The sequence below is a fragment of the Pantoea sp. B623 genome (genome assembly GCF_024814475.1).
Lineage (GTDB): Bacteria > Pseudomonadota > Gammaproteobacteria > Enterobacterales > Enterobacteriaceae > Pantoea > Pantoea ananatis.
In genome coordinates this window covers 4,023,908-4,042,357 of the sequence record NZ_JANUXM010000004.1, presented here as the reverse complement: position 1 = coordinate 4,042,357, position 18,450 = coordinate 4,023,908, and the positions used below count along the sequence as shown (strand labels likewise).

The following is an 18,450-nucleotide window of genomic DNA, read 5'->3' as shown; positions in this document are numbered from 1 at the left end:
GGGAAAAAACCGACTTTACGGCGGCAACGCTCGCTGCGAAATCACGTTTTACTTGCTTATGCGTGAAATCCAGCGCCTGAAATTCACCACCCGTTCCTGTCTCCCCGAAAGGCACCGCCCAGCAGTGTACAGTGAAAGAGATGACATTTGTTCTGCTTTTGCTTTTTTGGCAATCCCTGCCATGTTTGTTAAAAAGGATTAATGGAGCGCGATGTGCATATTCGACTGTTTACTGAGGCTGACCGCCCTTTTCTGCGAACCTTGTATCTGGCGGCACGCCGCCATAACTGGGACTGGATTGAAAACGAGGACTGGCAGCTTGAAGATTTCGATCAGATCATCCCCGGCGAGACGATTCTGGTTGCAGAACTGGACGGTCATCGGGTGGGGTTTGCCGGGCTGATGGAAAACGATAATTTTCTGCACAGCCTGTATGTCGATCCGGCTTATCAGGGCCGTGGCGTAGGCAGCGCGCTGCTTAATGAGGTTCAGGGGCGCTTCACCTCAACGGGCGCGCTAAAGTGCCTGGAAATGAACAAAGCCGCACAAACATTTTATTTGCAGCGCGGCTGGAAAATCATTTCTCAGGGTGAGAGCGAACAGGGGAATTATGTGCTGATGCACTATCCTCAGCCATCGCTCTACACCAGCGAGGCCAGCGGGCGTTAAAGCGCGCGAAACGCGATATCGCCCGGAATCACCTCGCCCTGCCAGTAGAGCTGAGCCGCCACCCGGCCGGCAAGCTGACGATAAAGTGCCGCGAACTCGCTGTGTGGACGACGGATCACAGTGGGTTCGCCATCGTCGAGGTCTTCACGCAGGTGAATATGCAACGGTAGCTGCGCCAGCAGCCGGGTACCATAGTCATCCACCAGCCGTTGCGCGCCGCCTGTGCCGAAGATTGGCTCGTGATGGCCGCACTCGCTGCAAATATGAATACTCATATTTTCCACAACGCCCAGTACCGGCACGTTCACTTTCTCAAACATCACCATCCCCTTACGCGCGTCGATAAGCGCAATATCCTGCGGCGTGGTGACCACCAGCGCGCCGGTGACCGGTACGCTTTGCGCCAGCGTAAGCTGAATGTCGCCGGTGCCCGGGGGCATATCCAGCACCAGATAATCCAGCTCTGGCCACTGGGTTTCGTTAAGCAGCTGCATGAGCGCTTTACTGGCCATCGGGCCGCGCCAGACCATCGCATTATCATCTGTTACCAGATAACCGATGGAGTTGGTTGCCAGCCCGTGCGACATAACAGGGGCCATATGCTTACCGTCTGGCGACGTTGGCCGCTCTTTTTCACACCCCAGCATGTTGGGCACGGACGGGCCATAAATGTCGGCGTCCAGAATGCCTACGCGTGCCCCTTCTGCGATTAACGCCAGGGCCAGATTAACTGCCGTGCTCGATTTACCCACGCCGCCTTTGCCAGAGCTGACGGCAATAATGTTCTTCACGCCGTTAACGCCGGGATGATTTTTAACCCGCTTCAGGGTGGCGATATCATGACTGAGACGCCAGTCGATAGCCTGCGCGCCACTGAGGCGCAGCAGCTCAGCACTGGTTTCTGCTTTCACCTCTTCAAACGCCCCGTTCCAGGCGAACGGCATCAGCAGTTCAATGTGCAGCGTGCCGTCCAGCAGAGCCACGTGGTGTAACGCCTTGAGAGCAATGAGGTTACGTTGAAGCGTCGGATGTTCAAAGCTGCTCAGTACGCCGGCCACAACGGCGCGTAAGGCTTCTGGTGTATGCGGTTCCCGGGATTGCGCTGTCATCCCCACTCCTTTTTCTGCTAGGCCTGCGCTGTGTTTCAGCGATGTACTAACAATACTATCAGATGCCGATCGTTTCGCGGGCTGTCGCGCACGGGAAATCCCTTATGTTTACGCGGCTGTGCCCATCGGTTACCATCTAAGCCCGTTTTTTTACTTAACTGAAAGCTACGCAAACTATGACTCAAGTCGCTAAAAAAATTCTGGTAACCTGCGCCCTGCCTTACGCAAACGGCTCAATTCATCTCGGCCACATGCTCGAGCATATCCAGGCGGACATTTGGGTGCGTTATCAGCGAATGCGTGGCAATCAGGTTTATTTCATCTGCGCCGATGACGCTCACGGTACGCCGATCATGCTGAAAGCCCAGCAGCTTGGTATTGCGCCGGAGCAGATGATTGCTGAAATGAAGCAGGAGCATGAAACAGATTTCGCCGGTTTCAACATCAGCTATGACAATTACCATTCCACGCATGGCGATGAGAACCGTGAGCTCGCCGGGCTGATTTACGGCCGCCTGAAAGAGAACGGTTTCATTAAAAACCGGACCATCTCTCAGCTGTACGATCCGGAAAAAGGCATGTTCCTGCCTGACCGTTTTGTTAAGGGAACCTGCCCAAAATGTAAGTCACCTGACCAGTACGGCGATAACTGCGAAGTGTGCAGCGCGACCTACAGCCCGACTGAACTGATCGATCCGAAATCTGTGGTGTCGGGTGCAACACCCGTGCTGCGTGATTCCGAGCATTTCTTCTTCGATCTCCCCTCGTTCAGTGAGATGTTGCGTGCCTGGACCCGTTCTGGCGCACTGCAGGAGCAGGTCGCGAACAAAATGCAGGAGTGGTTCGAATCCGGTCTGCAACAGTGGGATATCTCGCGCGATGCGCCATATTTTGGCTTCGAAATCCCTGGCGCGCCGGGCAAATATTTCTACGTCTGGCTGGATGCGCCTATCGGCTACATGGGATCCTTTAAGAACCTGTGTGACAAACGTGGCGATATTAACTTTGACGAATTCTGGCAGCAGGATTCCACCACGGAGCTGTATCACTTCATCGGTAAAGACATTGTCTACTTCCACAGCCTGTTCTGGCCGGCCATGCTGGAAGGCAGCGGTTTCCGCAAGCCGACTAACCTGTTCGTGCACGGCTACGTCACCGTCAACGGTGCAAAAATGTCGAAGTCGCGTGGAACCTTTATCAAAGCCAGCACCTGGTTACAGCACCTGGATGCCGACAGCCTGCGCTACTACTATGCGGCCAAGCTCTCTTCACGCATTGATGACATCGACCTGAATCTGGAAGATTTTGTTCAGCGCGTTAACGCCGATATCGTTAACAAAGTCGTCAATCTGGCCTCACGTAATGCCGGTTTTATCACCAAACGCTTTGACGGCAAGCTGTCAGCTGAGCTGGCCGATCCGGCGCTGTATCAAACCTTCCTGGACGCATCTGAGAAGATTGGTGAGGCCTGGGCCAGCCGTGAATTTGGCCGTGCCATTCGTGAAATCATGGCGCTGGCCGATCTGGCTAACCGCTATGTGGATGAGCAGGCGCCGTGGGTGGTGGCGAAGCAGGAAGGCCGCGATGCAGACCTGCAGGCCATTTGCTCAATGGGCATTAACCTGTTCCGGGTGCTGATGACCTGGCTGAAACCGGTCATGCCGTCGCTGAGCGCGCGCGCCGAAGCGTTCCTGAACACTGAGCTGCACTGGGATACCATTCAGCAACCGCTGCTGAACCATCAGGTTGCGCCGTTCAAGGCCCTGTATGGCCGAATCGAAATGGCGAAGGTCGACGGCCTGATTGAGGCGTCAAAAGCGGATGCGGCAGACGCCAATAAACCCGCGGCGACCGGCCCACTGGCCGATGCGCCGATTGGCGATACCATTACCATTGATGATTTTGCCAAAGTCGATATGCGCGTGGCGCTGATTGAGAAAGCGGAATTCGTCGAAGGCTCGGACAAGCTGCTGCGTCTTGAACTGGATCTGGGCGGCGAGAAGCGCCAGATTTTCTCCGGTATTCGTGCGGCCTATCCCGATCCGGCGGTACTGGTTGGCAAAATGACCATTATCGTGGCCAACCTTGCGCCGCGTAAAATGCGGTTTGGCGTGTCAGAAGGCATGGTGCTGTCTGCCGGTCCCGGCGGCAAAGATCTGTTTGTCCTGTCCGTAGACAGCGGCGCGGTGCCCGGCATGCCGGTGAAATAGTCCGTTGGCCATCCTCTGCGGTTTACCGCCGGGGATGGCGCTTCAGCCACACCGCTGATTGCTGGCGGGCCTGACCGTTAGTGCGTATGATAAACCCCGTTAAAAACAGGAGCCTGTCATGCACACCGTGCTAACGATGAGTTGGCGTTATCTGCGCGCTTTTATCATTATCTATCTTTGCTTATATGCCGGAAACGGCGTGGCCCTGCTGCTGCCCATCACCCTGCCCGGCAGCATTATTGGCATGCTGATTCTGTTTGCGCTGCTTGCATCGCAAATCCTGCCCGTGCGTTGGGTCAAACCGGGTTGCCATCTGATTATTCGCTATATGGCGCTGCTGTTTGTGCCCATCAGCGTTGGCGTCATGAATTACACCGATATTCTTACCGCGCAGTTCGGTCCTGTTGTGGTCTCCTGTCTTGTCAGTACCTTCGCTGTCCTGGCCATTGTAGGGTTAAGCGCGCATAAGCTGCATTCGCGCCCCGTGATCAAAGGGGGCAACGATGAGTGATATCTGGTGGTCATTGCCCCTCACTGTCGGGGCTTTTTTGCTGGCGCGCAAGCTGGCGGCAACGCTGAAAATTCCCTTGCTGAACCCGCTTCTGGTCTCCATGGCGGTGATTATTCCCCTTCTGCTGTTACTGCACATGCCTTATGCCCGCTACTTCGCGGGCAGCGAGATACTGAATCAACTGTTGCAGCCCGCCGTCGTGGCCCTGGCGCTGCCGCTGTATGAGCAGATGCATCAAATTCGCGCCCGCTGGAAATCCATTATTGGCGTCTGCGTGATTGGCAGCCTGACGGCGATGATTTCAGGCACCGCCATCGCGCTGTGGATGGGCGCCACACCAGAAATCGCCGCCACGATTTTGCCGAAATCGGTTACCACGCCGATCGCCATGGCGGTTTCAGCCTCACTGCACGGCATTCCCGCCATCAGCGCAATTTGTGTCCTGATTGCGGGCGTGCTGGGCGCCGTGTTTGGTCATATGTTGCTTAATCTGCTGGGAGTGAAAAGCAAAGCCGCACGCGGGCTGGCGATTGGCAATGCCTCGCATGCGTTGGGAACGGCCAGGGCAGCGGAGCTTGATTTTCAGGAAGGTGCCTTCAGCTCGCTGGCGCTGGTGATCTGCGGCATCATCACCTCGTTGCTCGCCCCCTTTATTTTCCCGCTGCTGCTGCACTGGTTTGGCTAAAACTTTGGGAGAGATCTCGCAAAGTTGAAAACTGTAAGACATGTTGCATTGTCAGAGAGACAGAGATCACATATAAACCGATGTCTGGCACATTGCCCTGATGATTGAATGAGGCTTCCATGCATCCACGTTTCCACTCTGCCTTTGAAGTACTTCCAGCCACTCTGCAAACCGCGCTGCGTCCGGTGCTGAGCGAGCCGGGATTTGACGCGATGCTGCAGGCCGATCAGGTCACCTTGTTGCAAGAGCAAACTCAACTGGATGCCGATGCGCTGGCGCTGGCGCTGCTGCCGGTTGCCGCTGCCTGCGCGGTTGCCACGCTTTCACATTTTAACGTCGGCGCGATTGCGCGCGGCGTCAGCGGCAACTGGTATTTCGGCGCCAATATGGAATTTGCCGGCGCGACCATGCAGCAAACCGTTCATGCTGAACAGAGCGCGGTCACCCATGCCTGGCTGCGCGGTGAATCCCGTCTGGAGACCATTACAGTCAATTACACCCCCTGCGGTCACTGTCGCCAGTTTATGAATGAACTTAACAGCGGCACAGATATTCGCATTAGCCTGCCGCAGCGCGCGGTGCATACGTTGGCGCACTATCTGCCTGACGCATTCGGCCCGGGCGATCTGAATATCACCGAACGCCTGATGGATGATGTGGACCAGGGTTATGTTGCAACGGGCGATGCGCTGTCTCAGGCCGCCGTTAAGGCGGCTAATCGCAGCCATGCGCCTTACAGTCGGGCGTTCAGCGGAGTGGCGTTACAGACCGCCTCCGGCCGGATTTTCAGCGGACGCTATGCAGAAAACGCCGCCTTCAATCCCAGCCTGCCGCCTTTGCAGGCCGCGCTGATTCTACTGAATATGGCGGGGGAATCCTGCCACGATATTCAGGCCGCCGCATTAGCCCAGACGCCGCAGCCAGCCCTGGATCAGTTCTCTGCAACTCAGGCCACCCTGCACGCCCTGGGTTGCGATAACCTGACGCACCTTACGCTGGCAAAAGCGTAAGGTGAGGCACGGTTTTAAACAGTTTCTAAATCTTTTATTTACAAAAGCTGTACATCGGCCAGAAATTTCATAGGATCTGGCGCCAGGTCTTCGTCATCACAATAAAACTGGCGTCACCCTACTCTTTGATTATTGCGCCAGGAAAACTTGCAACCGGAGCATGACTGCATGGAACTCGAATACGAAAGTAAACGCCCGCTATATATTCCTTATGCTGGCCCTATATTGCTGGAATTTCCGCTGCTGAATAAAGGCAGTGCCTTCAGCATCGAAGAGCGCAATGAATTTAACCTCAATGGCTTACTGCCAGAAGCGGTAGAATCCATCGAAGAGCAGGCAAAACGCGCATGGCGTCAGTTTCAGGACTTCAAAAACAACAACGATAAACATGTCTACCTGCGCAACATTCAGGATACCAACGAAACGCTGTTTTATCGTCTGCTGGACAACCATCTCGAAGAGATGATGCCGATTATCTACACGCCAACCGTCGGTGCCGCCTGCGAACACTTCTCAGAAATTTACCGCCGCGCGCGTGGCGTGTTCATCTCCTATCCCAACCGTGCGCACATCGAAGACATGCTGCAAAACGCCACCAAACAAAATGTGAAAGTGATTGTGGTCACTGACGGTGAGCGCATCCTTGGCCTGGGCGATCAGGGCATCGGTGGCATGGGCATTCCAATCGGTAAGCTGTCACTGTACACCGCCTGTGGCGGCATCAGCCCGGCTTATACCCTGCCGGTGGTGCTGGATGTGGGCACCAATAATCAGCAGCTGCTTAACGATCCGCTGTACATGGGCTGGCGCCATCCCCGTATCACGGGCGAAGAATATGACGAGTTTGTAAACGAGTTTATTCAGGCCGTGAAACGCCGCTGGCCAAAAGTGCTGTTGCAGTTCGAAGATTTTGCACAGAAAAACGCCATGCCGCTGCTGGAGCGCTATCGTGACGAAGTGTGCTGCTTCAATGATGACATTCAGGGTACCGCTGCGGTCACCGTTGGCACCCTGATTGCCGCGAGCCGTGCAGCAGGCAGCCGCCTGTGCGAGCAGAAGGTTGTCTTCCTGGGCGCGGGTTCAGCCGGTTGTGGTATTGCCGAACAGATCATCGCACAGATGAAATCGGAAGGTCTGAGCGACGACGAAGCCCGTCGTCGCGTCATGATGGTGGATCGCTTTGGTTTGCTGACCGACAAACTGCCTAACCTGCTCGATTTCCAGAGCAAGCTGGTGCAGAAAAGCGACAACCTGAAAGACTGGGATACCTCAAATGATGCGATCTCACTGCTGGACGTGGTGCGCAACGCACAGCCAGACATCTTAATCGGTGTGTCAGGTCAGCCTGGGCTGTTCACAGAAGAGATCATCCGTGAGATGCACAAGCACTGCAAACGTCCAATCGTGATGCCGCTTTCTAACCCAACGTCTCGCGTTGAGGCCACGCCGGCAGACATTATTGCCTGGACCGATGGTGCCGCCCTGGTCGCTACCGGTAGTCCGTTCTCACCGGTTTCGTGGAACGGTAAGACCTACCCGATCGCGCAGTGTAATAACTCCTACATCTTCCCTGGCATTGGCCTGGGCGTGATTGCGTCTGGCGCATCGCGTGTCACCGATACCATGCTGATGACGGCCAGCCGTGCTCTTGCGGATTGTTCACCGCTGGTGAACGATGGTGAAGGCCCGGTTCTGCCTGAAATTAAAGATATTCAGGGCGTGTCGAAGATTATCGCGATGGAAGTGGGCAAAGCTGCCCAGCTCGCGGGCGTCGCGGTGGTGACTTCAGAAGACGTGCTCTCACAGTCTATCGCCAATAATTTCTGGCTGCCTCAATACCGCCACTACCGCCGTACCTCTATCTAAAAACACGGCGCTGGATCCCTGCGGATCCAGCGCTGCTTAAATTTACACCAGCCAGACGGGGTAAACTTGCTTAGCGGGTGACGCTCAAGTAGCCTTGTCCCACCCAAACTTCGGATCTCGAGTGCTCAGGCGCATGTTGAAACGCGTTTTCATTGCTCTGCTTTTCATCATCTTAACGATGGTGGCGACGGCGCTCGGCCTGGACCGCTGGATCAGCTGGAAAACGGCACCCTATATCTATGACAACCTTGCATCCCTTCCCCACCGTCAGGTCGGGGTGGTACTGGGCACGGCCAAATATTATCGCACCGGCGTGATTAACCAGTATTACCTGTACCGCATGCAGGGCGCGCTTAACGCCTATAACAGTGGAAAGGTGAACTACCTGCTGCTGAGCGGGGACAATGCGCAGCAAAGCTACAACGAACCCATGACTATGCGGCGCGATCTCATCAAAGGTGGCGTCGATCCTGCTGATATTGTGCTGGACTATGCGGGCTTCCGTACGCTGGATTCTATCGTCCGTACGCGTAAGGTATTCGACACCAACGACTTTATTATCATTACCCAACGTTTTCACTGCGAACGGGCGCTGTTTATTGCCCTGCACCTGGGGATCCAGGCGCAGTGCTATGCGGTTCCGTCTCCTAAAAATATGCTCAGCGTACGAATGCGTGAAGTCGGTGCGCGGCTGGGTGCGCTGGCCGATCTGTTTTTACTGAAGCGCGAACCGCGTTTCCTTGGCCCGCTGGTGCCGATCCCGGCTGTACATGAAGTTCCTGAAGATGCACAGAGCTATCCTGCCGTGACGCCAGAACAGCTACTGGAACTGGAACAGAAACGCCGTCAGTAATTCACCCCGTTTACCCGCGTTTTAGTAACAGATAAGCCCGGAATGGCTTATGGCTCCCCCACCTTACCTGCCTGATGCGGCTGTCAGAAATGAAACGGGAAGGCTGCAGCGACGTCCGCCAGCCAATTCAGGGTTGCGCACCCGTGACGTTGAGCCGGTGCCATGAAAGAAACAGCGCCCCGACGATGAGCGAACCCCACAAACCGCGTAAAAGGGCGCAAAAAAAGCGGCCCTGAGGCCGCTTGCATCATTGCCACTGCTGTTATTTTTTACGCGAGTACTTCAACGAGTCGAGCGCCACAGCAAAGATAATGATGCCGCCCTTGATGATGTACTGCCAGTAAGGGTTGATACCGATATAGGTCAAACCGTAGTTGATGACGGTGAAGATCAGCACCCCGGTCACCACACCGGCCACCGTACCGACACCACCGGCAAAGGACACGCCACCGACTACGCAGGCTGCGATAGCATCCAGTTCATACATGAAACCGAGGTTATTCGTGGCTGAGCCGATACGACCCGCTTCCAGCATACCGCCGAAGGCATAAAACACGCCTGACAAGGCATAAATCAGGATCAGGTTCAGGTTAACGTTCACACCTGACACTTTTGCCGCTTCCGGGTTACCCCCGATAGCAAAAATGTTTTTACCAAAGCGCGTTTTGTTCCACAGAATCCAGACAAACACGACAGCAATCGCTGCATAGAAGGTGATGTAAGACAGTTTGAAATCACCGAAACGAAGGAAGCCTTGTGTGAAAGTTGAGAAGCCATCATAGAAGCCCGCAATCGGTGAGGCCCCAACGAAGTCGTAATACAGTGAGTTAATGCCATAAACGATGATCATGGTACCCAACGTAGTGATAAAAGGCGTCACTTTCAGATAGGCAATAATGACACCATTCACCAGACCAATAACGGCACCAATCACACAAACAATCAGGATAACGACCGGAATCGGCACGGTTTCCAGATGCGGAAACACTTTGTTGACGTTATCCATGGATTGCAGCAATGAGGCGGCCACAATGGCGGCCAGCCCCACCTGACGCCCGGCAGACAGGTCAGTACCCTGGGTCACAATCAGCCCCGCCACGCCCAGCGCGATAATAATACGCACCGAAGACTGGGTCAGAATGTTACTCAGGTTCATTAAACTTAAAAATGTCGGATCCTGGAAAATAATAACAGCCAGTAGTACCAGCAGTACGACATAAATGCCGCCCTCTTTCAGCCAGGTTAGCGCATTCTTTTTTGTAGTCGCTTTCATGTTAACAGCCCTTACTTCATTAAAGGTGTAATGACGCTAAACGCAATATTTCGTTCTGCGTGGTCGTTTTCGTATCAACAATGCCGGCGACCAGACCGTTACTCATTACCAGAATACGATCGGTGATGCCCAGCAGCTCTGGCATTTCGGAAGAGATAATAATGATGCCCTTTTCCTTCTTCGCCAGCTCAGCCATCAGCTGATAAATTTCGAATTTGGCCCCCACATCAATACCGCGCGTGGGTTCATCAAGCATTAAGATTTCAGGCTGAGTCAGCAACCAGCGACCGATAATGACCTTCTGTTGGTTACCACCAGAAAGTGAACCAATTTGCGTATGATGCCCTGGCGTTTTTACCCGCATAGCGTCGATAACCCATTGGGTATCGCTTTTCATGCGTTTATTATCCAGCAGACCAATACTGTTCTTATATTTTTTGATATTGGATATCAGGGAATTAAATCCAATATCCAGAAAAGCGTAAATACCGGTAGAACGACGCTCTTCAGTTACCAGCGCAAAACCATGGTTAATGGCTTCATTGGCGGTATGATTGTTAATCGTTTTACCATGCAGTTTAATTGTGCCGCCCGATTTTTCGCGAATGCCAAACAGCGTTTCAACGATATCGGTACGTTTTGCACCCACTAACCCGGCAATGCCGAGTATCTCCCCTTTACGTAAATCAAAAGAAATATCGCGAATTGAGGGCTGACGTAGCGAGGTCAGATTGCGCACCTCCAGAATGGTTTCACCCGGAACATTGGTGCGATCCGGGAAGCGCTGACTGAGAGAACGCCCGACCATCATGGAGATGATTTTATCCATATCCAGCCCTTCAAGCGGCTGAGTCACAATCCACTGGCCATCACGCAGGATGGTAATTTCATCGCACAGCTGGAAAATTTCTTCCATTTTATGCGAGATATAAACAATTCCGCAGCCGCGATCTTTGAGCTTACGAATAATCGTGAACAGATGATTAACTTCTTTTTCGGTTAACGAAGAAGTCGGTTCATCCATGATCACGATTTTGGCGTCATAGGAAAATGCTTTGGCAATCTCAATCATCTGCATTTGCGAGACGGAGAGATGGGCGACTTTATCACGCGGATCGATATTAATATCCAGCTCGTCGAAAATCGCTTTGGTATCACGGTACATTTTGTCCTGATCGACAAAAAGGCCTTTGCGTGGATAACGCCCAAGCCACATGTTGTCCATCACGGTACGCTGTAATACCAGGTTTAATTCCTGGTGCACCATCGACACGCCGTTTTCCAGCGCTTCTTTGGAGCTTTTGTAATCTATTTCCTGCCCTTGAAAAAGAATGCTGCCTGTATCTTTTTTATAGATACCAAATAAACACTTTAACAATGTCGATTTACCAGCGCCGTTTTCACCCATCAGTGCATGAACGGAGTGAGGCCGCACTTTTAAATTAACGTTGTCGAGAGCTTTCACGCCGGGAAATGATTTACTGACGTTGGTCATTTCCAGCAGATATTCGCGCTGCGCGGTCGTATTATCACTGGCCATAATTTACCTGGCTACAAAACGGTGATGACATAAAAAAGGCGCAGCAGCTGCCGCGCCCGTCTGCAAAGAGTTATTTCTGGAACTGAGACAGGTTTTCCTGATCAACCGGTACATAAGGTACGCGTACGATCTTATCAACCATCTTGAAGTTGGTGCCTGCCGTTGCCGGTTTGCCATCTGCAAGGTTCTTGGCCATGTCGATGGTGGCTTTCGCCTGGTTTTCCGCGTCATTCAGCACGGTACCGGCCATTGCGCCTGACTTAACCAGCGCCAGTGCTTCAGGTAACGCATCCACACCGAAGACCGGGATGGAAGACATGTTGTGTGCTTTCAGCGCTTCTACGGCACCCATTGCCATGGCATCGTTGTTGGCGATAACCACTTCGATTTTCTTGGCGTTAGGACCTGACAGCCAGGCGTCCATCTTATCTTTCGCCTGAGCGGTATCCCACATTGCCGTATCCATCGCTAACTGCTGGGTTTTAACACCGTCTTTGTTCAGCGTATCGATAACGTATTTGGTACGCGCTTCCGCATCCGGATGACCCGGCTCGCCTTTCAGCAGAACGAACTGAATCACACCATCTTTATTCAGGTCCCAGGCCGGGGTTGCTTTCCAGTGCTTCTCAATCAGTTTGCCCTGAATCACACCAGACTCTTTTGAGTCTGTCCCCACGTAGTAAGCTTTGTCATAGCTGGCCAGCACTTTCGCGTTTGGCTCTTTGTTGAAGAACACCACGGGAATGTCGTTAGCACGGGCTTTCTGGACAACCACCGCGGCCGCCGCCGGATCGACCAGGTTAATTGCCAGCGCTTTCACGCCTTTTGCCATCAGCACGTCAATTTGATCGTTCTGTTTAGACTGGTCGTTCTGCGAGTCATTCATCAGCAGCTGAATACCGCCCAGCGTCTTGGCTTCTTTCTCGATATCTTTACGTACCATCGACATGAAGTTGTCGTCGTATTTGTAAATGGTTACGCCGATACGCGTGTCAGCGGCATGCGCCGTTGCACCAAACATCATGCTGGCAACCAGTGCTGTGAGCGTGAAAACCTTCTTATTCATGGTATCTCCGGTTTTTTTGCAGGGTCTTTTTTTTGTTCTGCCGCGCAGATGGCGTTAGAACATCAGGTAGAATTATTCGGCGAGGCAGGATGCGCTCTCTATCAGGCTGAGCCACTGCTGTGCCATGCAAAACTCAACTTCCGTGACTTCCGTGTAGGCTACTGCATCCATAGTGCGTGTCATGAACCATGTAAACCGGCGACCAGGCCGGTGCCCTCAACAGGAGAGTGGCGTTACATAATGTTTCAGTACTGTAAGACGATGCCATCATAGTGATAGCAATGTTAATTAACTGTGAATACAATCACAGATTGAAAACGGTTACATCGTGGAATCGCCTGAATTAGTGACGGACTCCACAATTTGCTTTTGCGCTACGGAATGGCGGCGTACCAGCGTCGGCATAAAGATGTGTTTTGCACTGCTGTCGATACAGCCCGCGGCCCCCTGAAGCGCCAGCTCCGTGGCAAGTTTTGCCATTGAAACAATGGGATAGCGAACGGTGGTCAGCTGCGGATCGGTGTATCGTGAAATCGGAATATCGTCGAAGCCCACTACGGAAAAATGCTGAGGGACCTGAATTCCGTTGTCTTTAAGGGCCGTAAGCGCGCCTGCCGCCATGCTGTCGTTATAGGCGAATATGGCGCTCAGATTGAGATTACGCCCCAGCAGTTCAACCATTGCGGCTTCGCCGCCCTGCATGTCGGGTTCGGCGCTGGCTATCCAGCTTTCCTGCGGACGAATCCCCTGCTCTGCCAGGGCCTGCAGCCAGCCTTCACGCCGCTGTGTAACGTCTTCAATGGGATGACTGGAACACAAATAGCCAATGCGGCAATGCCCCTGTTGCAGCAGCATTCTTGAGGCCATCAATGCGCCCGTTACATTATCAAGGCTGACACAGCGATGCTCGAAACCCGGCACGCTACGGTTAATCACCACCATACCGGGCACCTGGCTCATAAAATCGGCCAGTTCAGCGTCTGAAAGCGTTTTCGCGTGCACCACCAGCGCATTGCAGCGTTGGCGTATCAACACTTCAATGGCGTGGCGTTCTTTTTCTTCATGGTGCCAGGAGTTACTGATCAGAACATGCTTGTGCACGCGCTGTGCCACGGTATCTACCGCCTTCACCAGCGCGCCGAAAAAGGGGTCGGAAACATCCATAACCACCACCCCGATGGTATCACTCACCTGGGTAGCCAGCGCCTGAGCGTTGGCGTTTGGGCGATAGCCCAGAGCGTCAACCGCCTGTAACACGACGTCACGTGTTTCAGCGGTGACCGCGCTGCTGTTATTTAGTACGCGCGAAACGGTGGCCACTGACACACCGGCCTGACGCGCAACATCACGAATCGTTATCATGCAGCACTTCCAGAGAGATAAGGCATTACGCCAGTTACAACACCGGCGCTATTTTGTCAGGGAAGATCGCCACACAGCGTGAATTACGTCACATCAATGAAAACGGTTACATACAATTCTGTAACCTTTGTGATGGCGGTCATTATCTTTCAGAGGGGGAAGTGGACGGTGCGCCTGCGGCAATCAGCGTCAGACGACGCCAGATCCATTCGAGGGGGCCCTGCGGGAAGTAATGCAGCCACAGCACGGAAAACAGCAGGTTAACGCACCAGATGACTGGCACCAGCATCACCAGCTGCAGGCGTGAGAAATGCATAAACTCGCCGAAGCGATAAAAGAGCGTGGTACAGATCAGGGATTGCAACAGGTAGTTGCTGAGCGCCATTCGACCTACGCAACGAATGGCATAGCTCAGCCGCCAGCGCTGGACCGAAGACCAAAAGCCAAAACACAATGCCGTATAGCCGAGGCTGATGAGCGGACTGGCCAGATCGCGCGGCAGTTGCAGATAAAACGCGCTCCAGCGGTAGTCCCAGTTAACCCACCACTGTGCGGCAACGCCCGCCGCCGCCATCAGCAAACCCAGCGGCAGCAACAGCGCGGCAACGCGTCGGTAGTGCTGTAGCGGAAAGGTTCCTTTCAGCCAGCCGCTGCGCACCAGCGCCGCCCCCAGCATCATCAGTCCCGCCAGTTGCCAGCCGTACTGGGCCACCAGCGCCATCAATCCCGAAGAAAGGTGATCTAAACGAATCTGCACGGCGGCCAGACCGCCCGTGAGCTTCCAGAACTGCTCGTACTGGATCTCTGCAGCGCCCGGGAGCCATGAGGGTGACGGTTCAGGGCTGGAGATCAAGCCAAATACCAGCAACACGGCGCATCCCAACAGATAGAGCAGAATTCCGGTGTTAATTAACCCCCGGGTAGAGGGAACATCGCGCAGCATACGCCAGATAACCAGCCCGATAATGCCGTAATCCAGCAAGATATCGCCTTCCCAGATAAATACGCTGTGAATCAATCCCAGCATCACTAACAGGGATAAACGGGCAGTCAGCCAGCGGCTACCGCGTGACAGCTGCATCTGCAGGCCTGCCCCGAACAGCAGAGCGAAAAGCGTCAGGAATTTAAGCTGGGCAAAGACATCGGAAATAGCCCACGTCCAGGCATCAGAAAGGGTGATGCTGCCCTGCCAGGCAGGATTAAGGTAGGCAGCAGAAGGTAAACCAAAGCCAATAATATTTAACAACAGAATGCCGAGAATGGCACAGCCCCGAATAAAATCCAGCACGAGGTAGCGTTGCATGTGGGATCCTGATGTCTCAGGCGGGCGACCGTCGCGCCCGCCCGTCAGCTTTAGTTATGACGCACCGCGCGCAGGAATTCCTGACGGGTATTTTGACTGGATTTAAACAGCCCACCCAGCGAGGTCGTGGTCGTGGCGCTGGTGGCATCCTTCACGCCGCGCGCTTTCACACAGTAGTGCACGGCATCGATCGAAACGGCAACGTTATTCGTTCCCAACAGCGTTTGCAGCGCCAGCAGGACCTGCTGTGTTAAACGCTCCTGCACCTGAGGCCGCTGCGCGAAGAACTGCACAATGCGGTTGATCTTAGATAAGCCGATCACCTTATCTTTAGGGATATACGCGACGGTGGCTTTCCCGTCGATAATCACAAAATGATGTTCGCAGGTGCTGGTCAGCGTAATGTCGCGAACCGTCACCATCTCATCCACTTTCATCTTGTTTTCGATGAGCGTGATTTTGGGGAAGTTGGCATAATCGAGACCGGAAAAGACCTCATCGACATACATTTTGGCGATGCGATGCGGGGTTTCCATCAGGCTGTCATCTTCAAGATCCAGATTCAGCAGCTGCATGATTTCCGTCATATGGCCTGCAATCAGGCTCTTACGCGTTTCATCGTCTATTTCACGCGTGGGTGCGCGCAGCGGCGTTTCCAGCCCACGCGCTAGCAGCGCTTCGTGGACCAGTGCAGCTTCCTGACTCAAGGTGCTCATCTTACTCTTCTCCGGCAGGTGTTGCGCCCGCCGTCTGTTGCCAGCGGGTCATATTTCTGAGTGCGTATTGTGAAACTTTCTGTGCAGGGAATCCAGCAATCAATCCGATTGGAGATGAAAGCTTTTCACGCGTCCCGCCGCCAGACCAGAAGCCCTGCGACGATCAGACTGGCCCCCGCCACCCACAGTGCGGGTTCGAGACGATGAAGAAACAGCGTTGACAGCGAGGAGAGCATAGGCCCTGCCAGTTGCCCAACTGCATAGCCGGTTGTCAGCAGGCCGGCCATATAACGCATATGCTGCGGTGCCAGTTCACGGGCACAGAGCAAAGACAGCTGTACCACACACAGAAAGCCGCCCCCGACCAGTAGCGCGCCGATAAGCAGCCCGCTGAATCCCGGCAGCAATGCGGCCGCCAGCACTCCCAGCGCCTGTGCCCACAGGGCCACCGCCAGGCGGGCATGACTGCTCCCCGTCTTGCGCGTGACAATGCCCAGAACAATACCGATGACCGCCGCACCGCCGAATATCGGCCAGACAAACTGTGCCATGGCACTGCCTGGAAAACGCACTGCAGCCATTTGTGAAAGAAATGTCGCGGGGAGAATATAGCCAAAGCCCGCCAGGCTGTAACTCAGGACCAGCCGCCGGAGGTTACGGGTCAGCACCAGCGACGGCGGTGCCTGCTCCGGACGATGTAGCTCACCCTTGCGCGGCAGATTTCGGCTAATGAGCGCCACCAATACCGCCGCCAGCGCGGCATAAACCCACCAGGCCAGCGCCGCTGAGACCTGATATCTGTGCAAGCTCACCGCGAGCAGACCGCTGATAAAAATGCCTGCACCCGGTCCGGCAAAGACGGCTGCCGACAGCCCCGGACGACCATACTGATGCAACTGCTCGTTGCTCCACGCCGCCGCCAGCACCAGGGCGCATCCACTGGCCCAGCCGATGGCAAAGCGAATAACGCCATGCCACCACGGCCCGTCGGCAAAGGCCGACAGTGCCGTCAGCACCACGGCGCCCCACGTTCCGAGTTGCAGACGCAACGCGACCTTATGGCGTGCGCGCATGGCATCGAAAGACCCGCACAGGTAGCCCAGATAGTTTAACGCCGCCACAAGGCTGGCGCTGGTCAGCGTTAACTGGTGCGCCTGAATCATCAGGGGAACCTGCGGGGTGAAGGCAAAGCGCCCGATTCCCATTACAACAAACAACGTCAAAAATGCACTTATTGCCACGCGAAACGCCATCTGCCACCTCAGTTTTTTACACAGAAACTTGCTTATAGCATGAACGATGCTTACACTCACAAAAAGTGAATAATCTTAAGCAACTTGTTTACAGGAAGAGAACACTATGGATTTAGTTCAGTTACGTATGTTCTGTTCCGTGGCAGAAAGCGGTTCCCTGGCCCGTGCTGCGGAACAGCTGCATCGGGTTCCCTCCAACCTCACGACGCGTCTGCGTCAGCTGGAAGAGGAACTGGGTGTCGATCTGTTTATTCGCGAAAAACAGCGCATTCGCCTGTCACCCATGGGCCATAATTTCCTTAACTACGCCCAGCGTATTCTGGCCCTGAGTGATGAAGCATTAAATATGACCCGAGCGGGTAAACCCGGCGGGAATTTTGCACTTGGCTCGATGGAGAGTACCGCCGCGACGCGCCTGCCTGGCCTTCTGGCTGCCTTCCATCAGCGTTTTCCTGCTGTCGCCTTATCGCTGATCACAGGCACCTCAGGGGAAATTATTGATCGAGTACGTGAAGGCACGCTGGCCGCGGCCCTGGTCGATGGCCCGGTTCAGCACGACGATCTGAATGGCTGTATTGCCTTTCGCGAGGAGATGGTTTTGATCACCGATCTTGATCATATCCCGGTAACCTGCGCGCGCGACACGCAAGACGATACCCTGTTTGCCTTTCGCAACAGCTGTTCTTACCGGGTTAAACTTGAAGCCTGGTACCGCGACAGCCAGGCCGCGCCTCACAGCGTGATGGAGATTCAGTCTTACCATGCCATGCTGGCCTGTGTCGCAGGCGGCGCGGGCGTGGCTATGATTCCCGCGTCGGTGCTGAAACAGATGCCAGACCGCGCCCGTGTTCAGGTACACAGCCTGCCGGCGGAATATCGCAACACCGCCACCTGGCTGATGTGGCGACGCGATGCTTTCACGCCCAACGTTGAGGCGCTGAAGTATCTTATTATTGAACAATTTCACGATCGTCCGCTCAATGACGAGCTGATGCATCCATTGCAGGCAGCGGAATAGAGTTTC

At 54.3% G+C, this 18,450-nt stretch carries 16 protein-coding genes; 8 read left to right on the top strand and 8 right to left on the bottom strand.

The genetic code is table 11. The features are described from left to right. The first annotated feature begins 201 nt into the window (after positions 1–201). A complete protein-coding gene (locus NXS97_RS20770) occupies positions 202–669 on the top strand; it encodes a GNAT family N-acetyltransferase (protein ID WP_013026410.1) in 468 nt (155 codons plus the stop codon). On the opposite strand, the gene apbC is transcribed toward NXS97_RS20770, so the two are convergent. Then, complete coding sequence (apbC, locus tag NXS97_RS20765; protein ID WP_116219900.1) at positions 666–1,778, bottom strand: iron-sulfur cluster carrier protein ApbC; 1,113 nt, start codon at positions 1,776–1,778, stop codon at positions 666–668. The genes NXS97_RS20770 and apbC overlap by 4 nt on opposite strands. A gap of 176 nt (positions 1,779–1,954) precedes the next feature. Between apbC and metG the strand changes: the two genes are divergently transcribed. From metG to sanA, 6 genes are all read left to right on the top strand, one after another. Then, entirely contained in the window at positions 1,955–3,988 is a 2,034-nt protein-coding gene (metG, locus tag NXS97_RS20760; RefSeq protein ID WP_116219899.1) for a methionine--tRNA ligase, read from the top strand. A 118-nt stretch (positions 3,989–4,106) separates the two neighbouring features. Beyond that, entirely contained in the window at positions 4,107–4,499 is a 393-nt protein-coding gene (locus tag NXS97_RS20755; RefSeq protein ID WP_014605429.1) for a CidA/LrgA family protein, read from the top strand. Then, positions 4,492–5,184: a CidB/LrgB family autolysis modulator gene (locus NXS97_RS20750; protein WP_014594105.1), complete on the top strand. Its 693-nt coding sequence runs from the start codon at positions 4,492–4,494 to the stop codon at positions 5,182–5,184. The genes NXS97_RS20755 and NXS97_RS20750 overlap by 8 nt, the downstream gene beginning before the upstream one ends. A gap of 119 nt (positions 5,185–5,303) precedes the next feature. Then, a complete protein-coding gene (gene cdd / locus NXS97_RS20745) occupies positions 5,304–6,194 on the top strand; it encodes a cytidine deaminase (RefSeq protein ID WP_014594106.1) in 891 nt (296 codons plus the stop codon). Positions 6,195–6,362: 168 nt separating this feature from the next. After that, positions 6,363–8,060 (top strand): NAD-dependent malic enzyme, encoded by a 1,698-nt coding sequence (locus NXS97_RS20740; RefSeq protein ID WP_014594107.1) that lies wholly within the window; start codon positions 6,363–6,365, stop codon positions 8,058–8,060. Positions 8,061–8,193: 133 nt separating this feature from the next. Then, a complete protein-coding gene (gene sanA / locus NXS97_RS20735; protein ID WP_014594108.1) occupies positions 8,194–8,913 on the top strand; it encodes an outer membrane permeability protein SanA in 720 nt (239 codons plus the stop codon). A 262-nt stretch (positions 8,914–9,175) separates the two neighbouring features. Here the strand turns inward: sanA and mglC are convergent, their stop codons facing one another. The 7 genes from mglC to NXS97_RS20700 all read right to left on the bottom strand — a co-directional run bounded on the left by mglC (position 9,176) and on the right by NXS97_RS20700 (position 17,426). Further along, on the bottom strand, positions 9,176–10,186 hold the full coding sequence (mglC, locus tag NXS97_RS20730) for a galactose/methyl galactoside ABC transporter permease MglC (protein WP_013026418.1): 1,011 nt from the start codon (positions 10,184–10,186) through the stop codon (positions 9,176–9,178). Positions 10,187–10,205: 19 nt separating this feature from the next. Continuing rightward, positions 10,206–11,726, bottom strand: a complete 1,521-nt coding sequence (gene mglA, locus NXS97_RS20725) for a galactose/methyl galactoside ABC transporter ATP-binding protein MglA (RefSeq protein ID WP_013026419.1) — start codon at positions 11,724–11,726, stop codon at positions 10,206–10,208. Positions 11,727–11,796: 70 nt separating this feature from the next. After that, positions 11,797–12,792 carry a galactose/glucose ABC transporter substrate-binding protein MglB gene (mglB, locus tag NXS97_RS20720; protein WP_013026420.1) on the bottom strand — a complete coding sequence of 332 codons (996 nt, stop codon included), beginning with the start codon at positions 12,790–12,792 and terminating at the stop codon, positions 11,797–11,799. A 321-nt stretch (positions 12,793–13,113) separates the two neighbouring features. After that, on the bottom strand, positions 13,114–14,154 hold the full coding sequence (gene galS / locus NXS97_RS20715) for an HTH-type transcriptional regulator GalS (protein WP_013026421.1): 1,041 nt from the start codon (positions 14,152–14,154) through the stop codon (positions 13,114–13,116). A 142-nt stretch (positions 14,155–14,296) separates the two neighbouring features. Further along, positions 14,297–15,457, bottom strand: coding sequence for a DUF418 domain-containing protein YeiB (yeiB, locus tag NXS97_RS20710; RefSeq protein ID WP_112900147.1), 1,161 nt, complete (start codon positions 15,455–15,457; stop codon positions 14,297–14,299). Between the two features lie 50 nt (positions 15,458–15,507). Next, on the bottom strand, positions 15,508–16,173 hold the full coding sequence (gene folE / locus NXS97_RS20705; RefSeq protein WP_014594111.1) for a GTP cyclohydrolase I FolE: 666 nt from the start codon (positions 16,171–16,173) through the stop codon (positions 15,508–15,510). Between the two features lie 125 nt (positions 16,174–16,298). After that, complete coding sequence (locus tag NXS97_RS20700) at positions 16,299–17,426, bottom strand: YbfB/YjiJ family MFS transporter (RefSeq protein ID WP_029569002.1); 1,128 nt, start codon at positions 17,424–17,426, stop codon at positions 16,299–16,301. A 106-nt stretch (positions 17,427–17,532) separates the two neighbouring features. On the opposite strand from NXS97_RS20700, the gene NXS97_RS20695 reads away from it, so the two are divergent. Beyond that, positions 17,533–18,444, top strand: coding sequence for a putrescine utilization regulator PtrR (locus NXS97_RS20695; RefSeq protein WP_013026425.1), 912 nt, complete (start codon positions 17,533–17,535; stop codon positions 18,442–18,444). Positions 18,445–18,450 lie beyond the last annotated feature (6 nt).

Bases quoted from the DNA above. Each gene is read 5' to 3' on its own strand.
- NXS97_RS20770 (WP_013026410.1), top strand. From the start codon at position 202: ATGGAGCGCGATGTGCATATTCGACTGTTTACTGAGGCTGACCGCCCT.
- apbC (WP_116219900.1), bottom strand. From the start codon at position 1,778: ATGACAGCGCAATCCCGGGAACCGCATACACCAGAAGCCTTACGCGCC.
- metG (WP_116219899.1), top strand. From the start codon at position 1,955: ATGACTCAAGTCGCTAAAAAAATTCTGGTAACCTGCGCCCTGCCTTAC.
- NXS97_RS20755 (WP_014605429.1), top strand. From the start codon at position 4,107: ATGCACACCGTGCTAACGATGAGTTGGCGTTATCTGCGCGCTTTTATC.
- NXS97_RS20750 (WP_014594105.1), top strand. From the start codon at position 4,492: ATGAGTGATATCTGGTGGTCATTGCCCCTCACTGTCGGGGCTTTTTTG.
- cdd (WP_014594106.1), top strand. From the start codon at position 5,304: ATGCATCCACGTTTCCACTCTGCCTTTGAAGTACTTCCAGCCACTCTG.
- NXS97_RS20740 (WP_014594107.1), top strand. From the start codon at position 6,363: ATGGAACTCGAATACGAAAGTAAACGCCCGCTATATATTCCTTATGCT.
- sanA (WP_014594108.1), top strand. From the start codon at position 8,194: ATGTTGAAACGCGTTTTCATTGCTCTGCTTTTCATCATCTTAACGATG.
- mglC (WP_013026418.1), bottom strand. From the start codon at position 10,186: ATGAAAGCGACTACAAAAAAGAATGCGCTAACCTGGCTGAAAGAGGGC.
- mglA (WP_013026419.1), bottom strand. From the start codon at position 11,726: ATGGCCAGTGATAATACGACCGCGCAGCGCGAATATCTGCTGGAAATG.
- mglB (WP_013026420.1), bottom strand. From the start codon at position 12,792: ATGAATAAGAAGGTTTTCACGCTCACAGCACTGGTTGCCAGCATGATG.
- galS (WP_013026421.1), bottom strand. From the start codon at position 14,154: ATGATAACGATTCGTGATGTTGCGCGTCAGGCCGGTGTGTCAGTGGCC.
- yeiB (WP_112900147.1), bottom strand. From the start codon at position 15,457: ATGCAACGCTACCTCGTGCTGGATTTTATTCGGGGCTGTGCCATTCTC.
- folE (WP_014594111.1), bottom strand. From the start codon at position 16,173: ATGAGCACCTTGAGTCAGGAAGCTGCACTGGTCCACGAAGCGCTGCTA.
- NXS97_RS20700 (WP_029569002.1), bottom strand. From the start codon at position 17,426: ATGGCGTTTCGCGTGGCAATAAGTGCATTTTTGACGTTGTTTGTTGTA.
- NXS97_RS20695 (WP_013026425.1), top strand. From the start codon at position 17,533: ATGGATTTAGTTCAGTTACGTATGTTCTGTTCCGTGGCAGAAAGCGGT.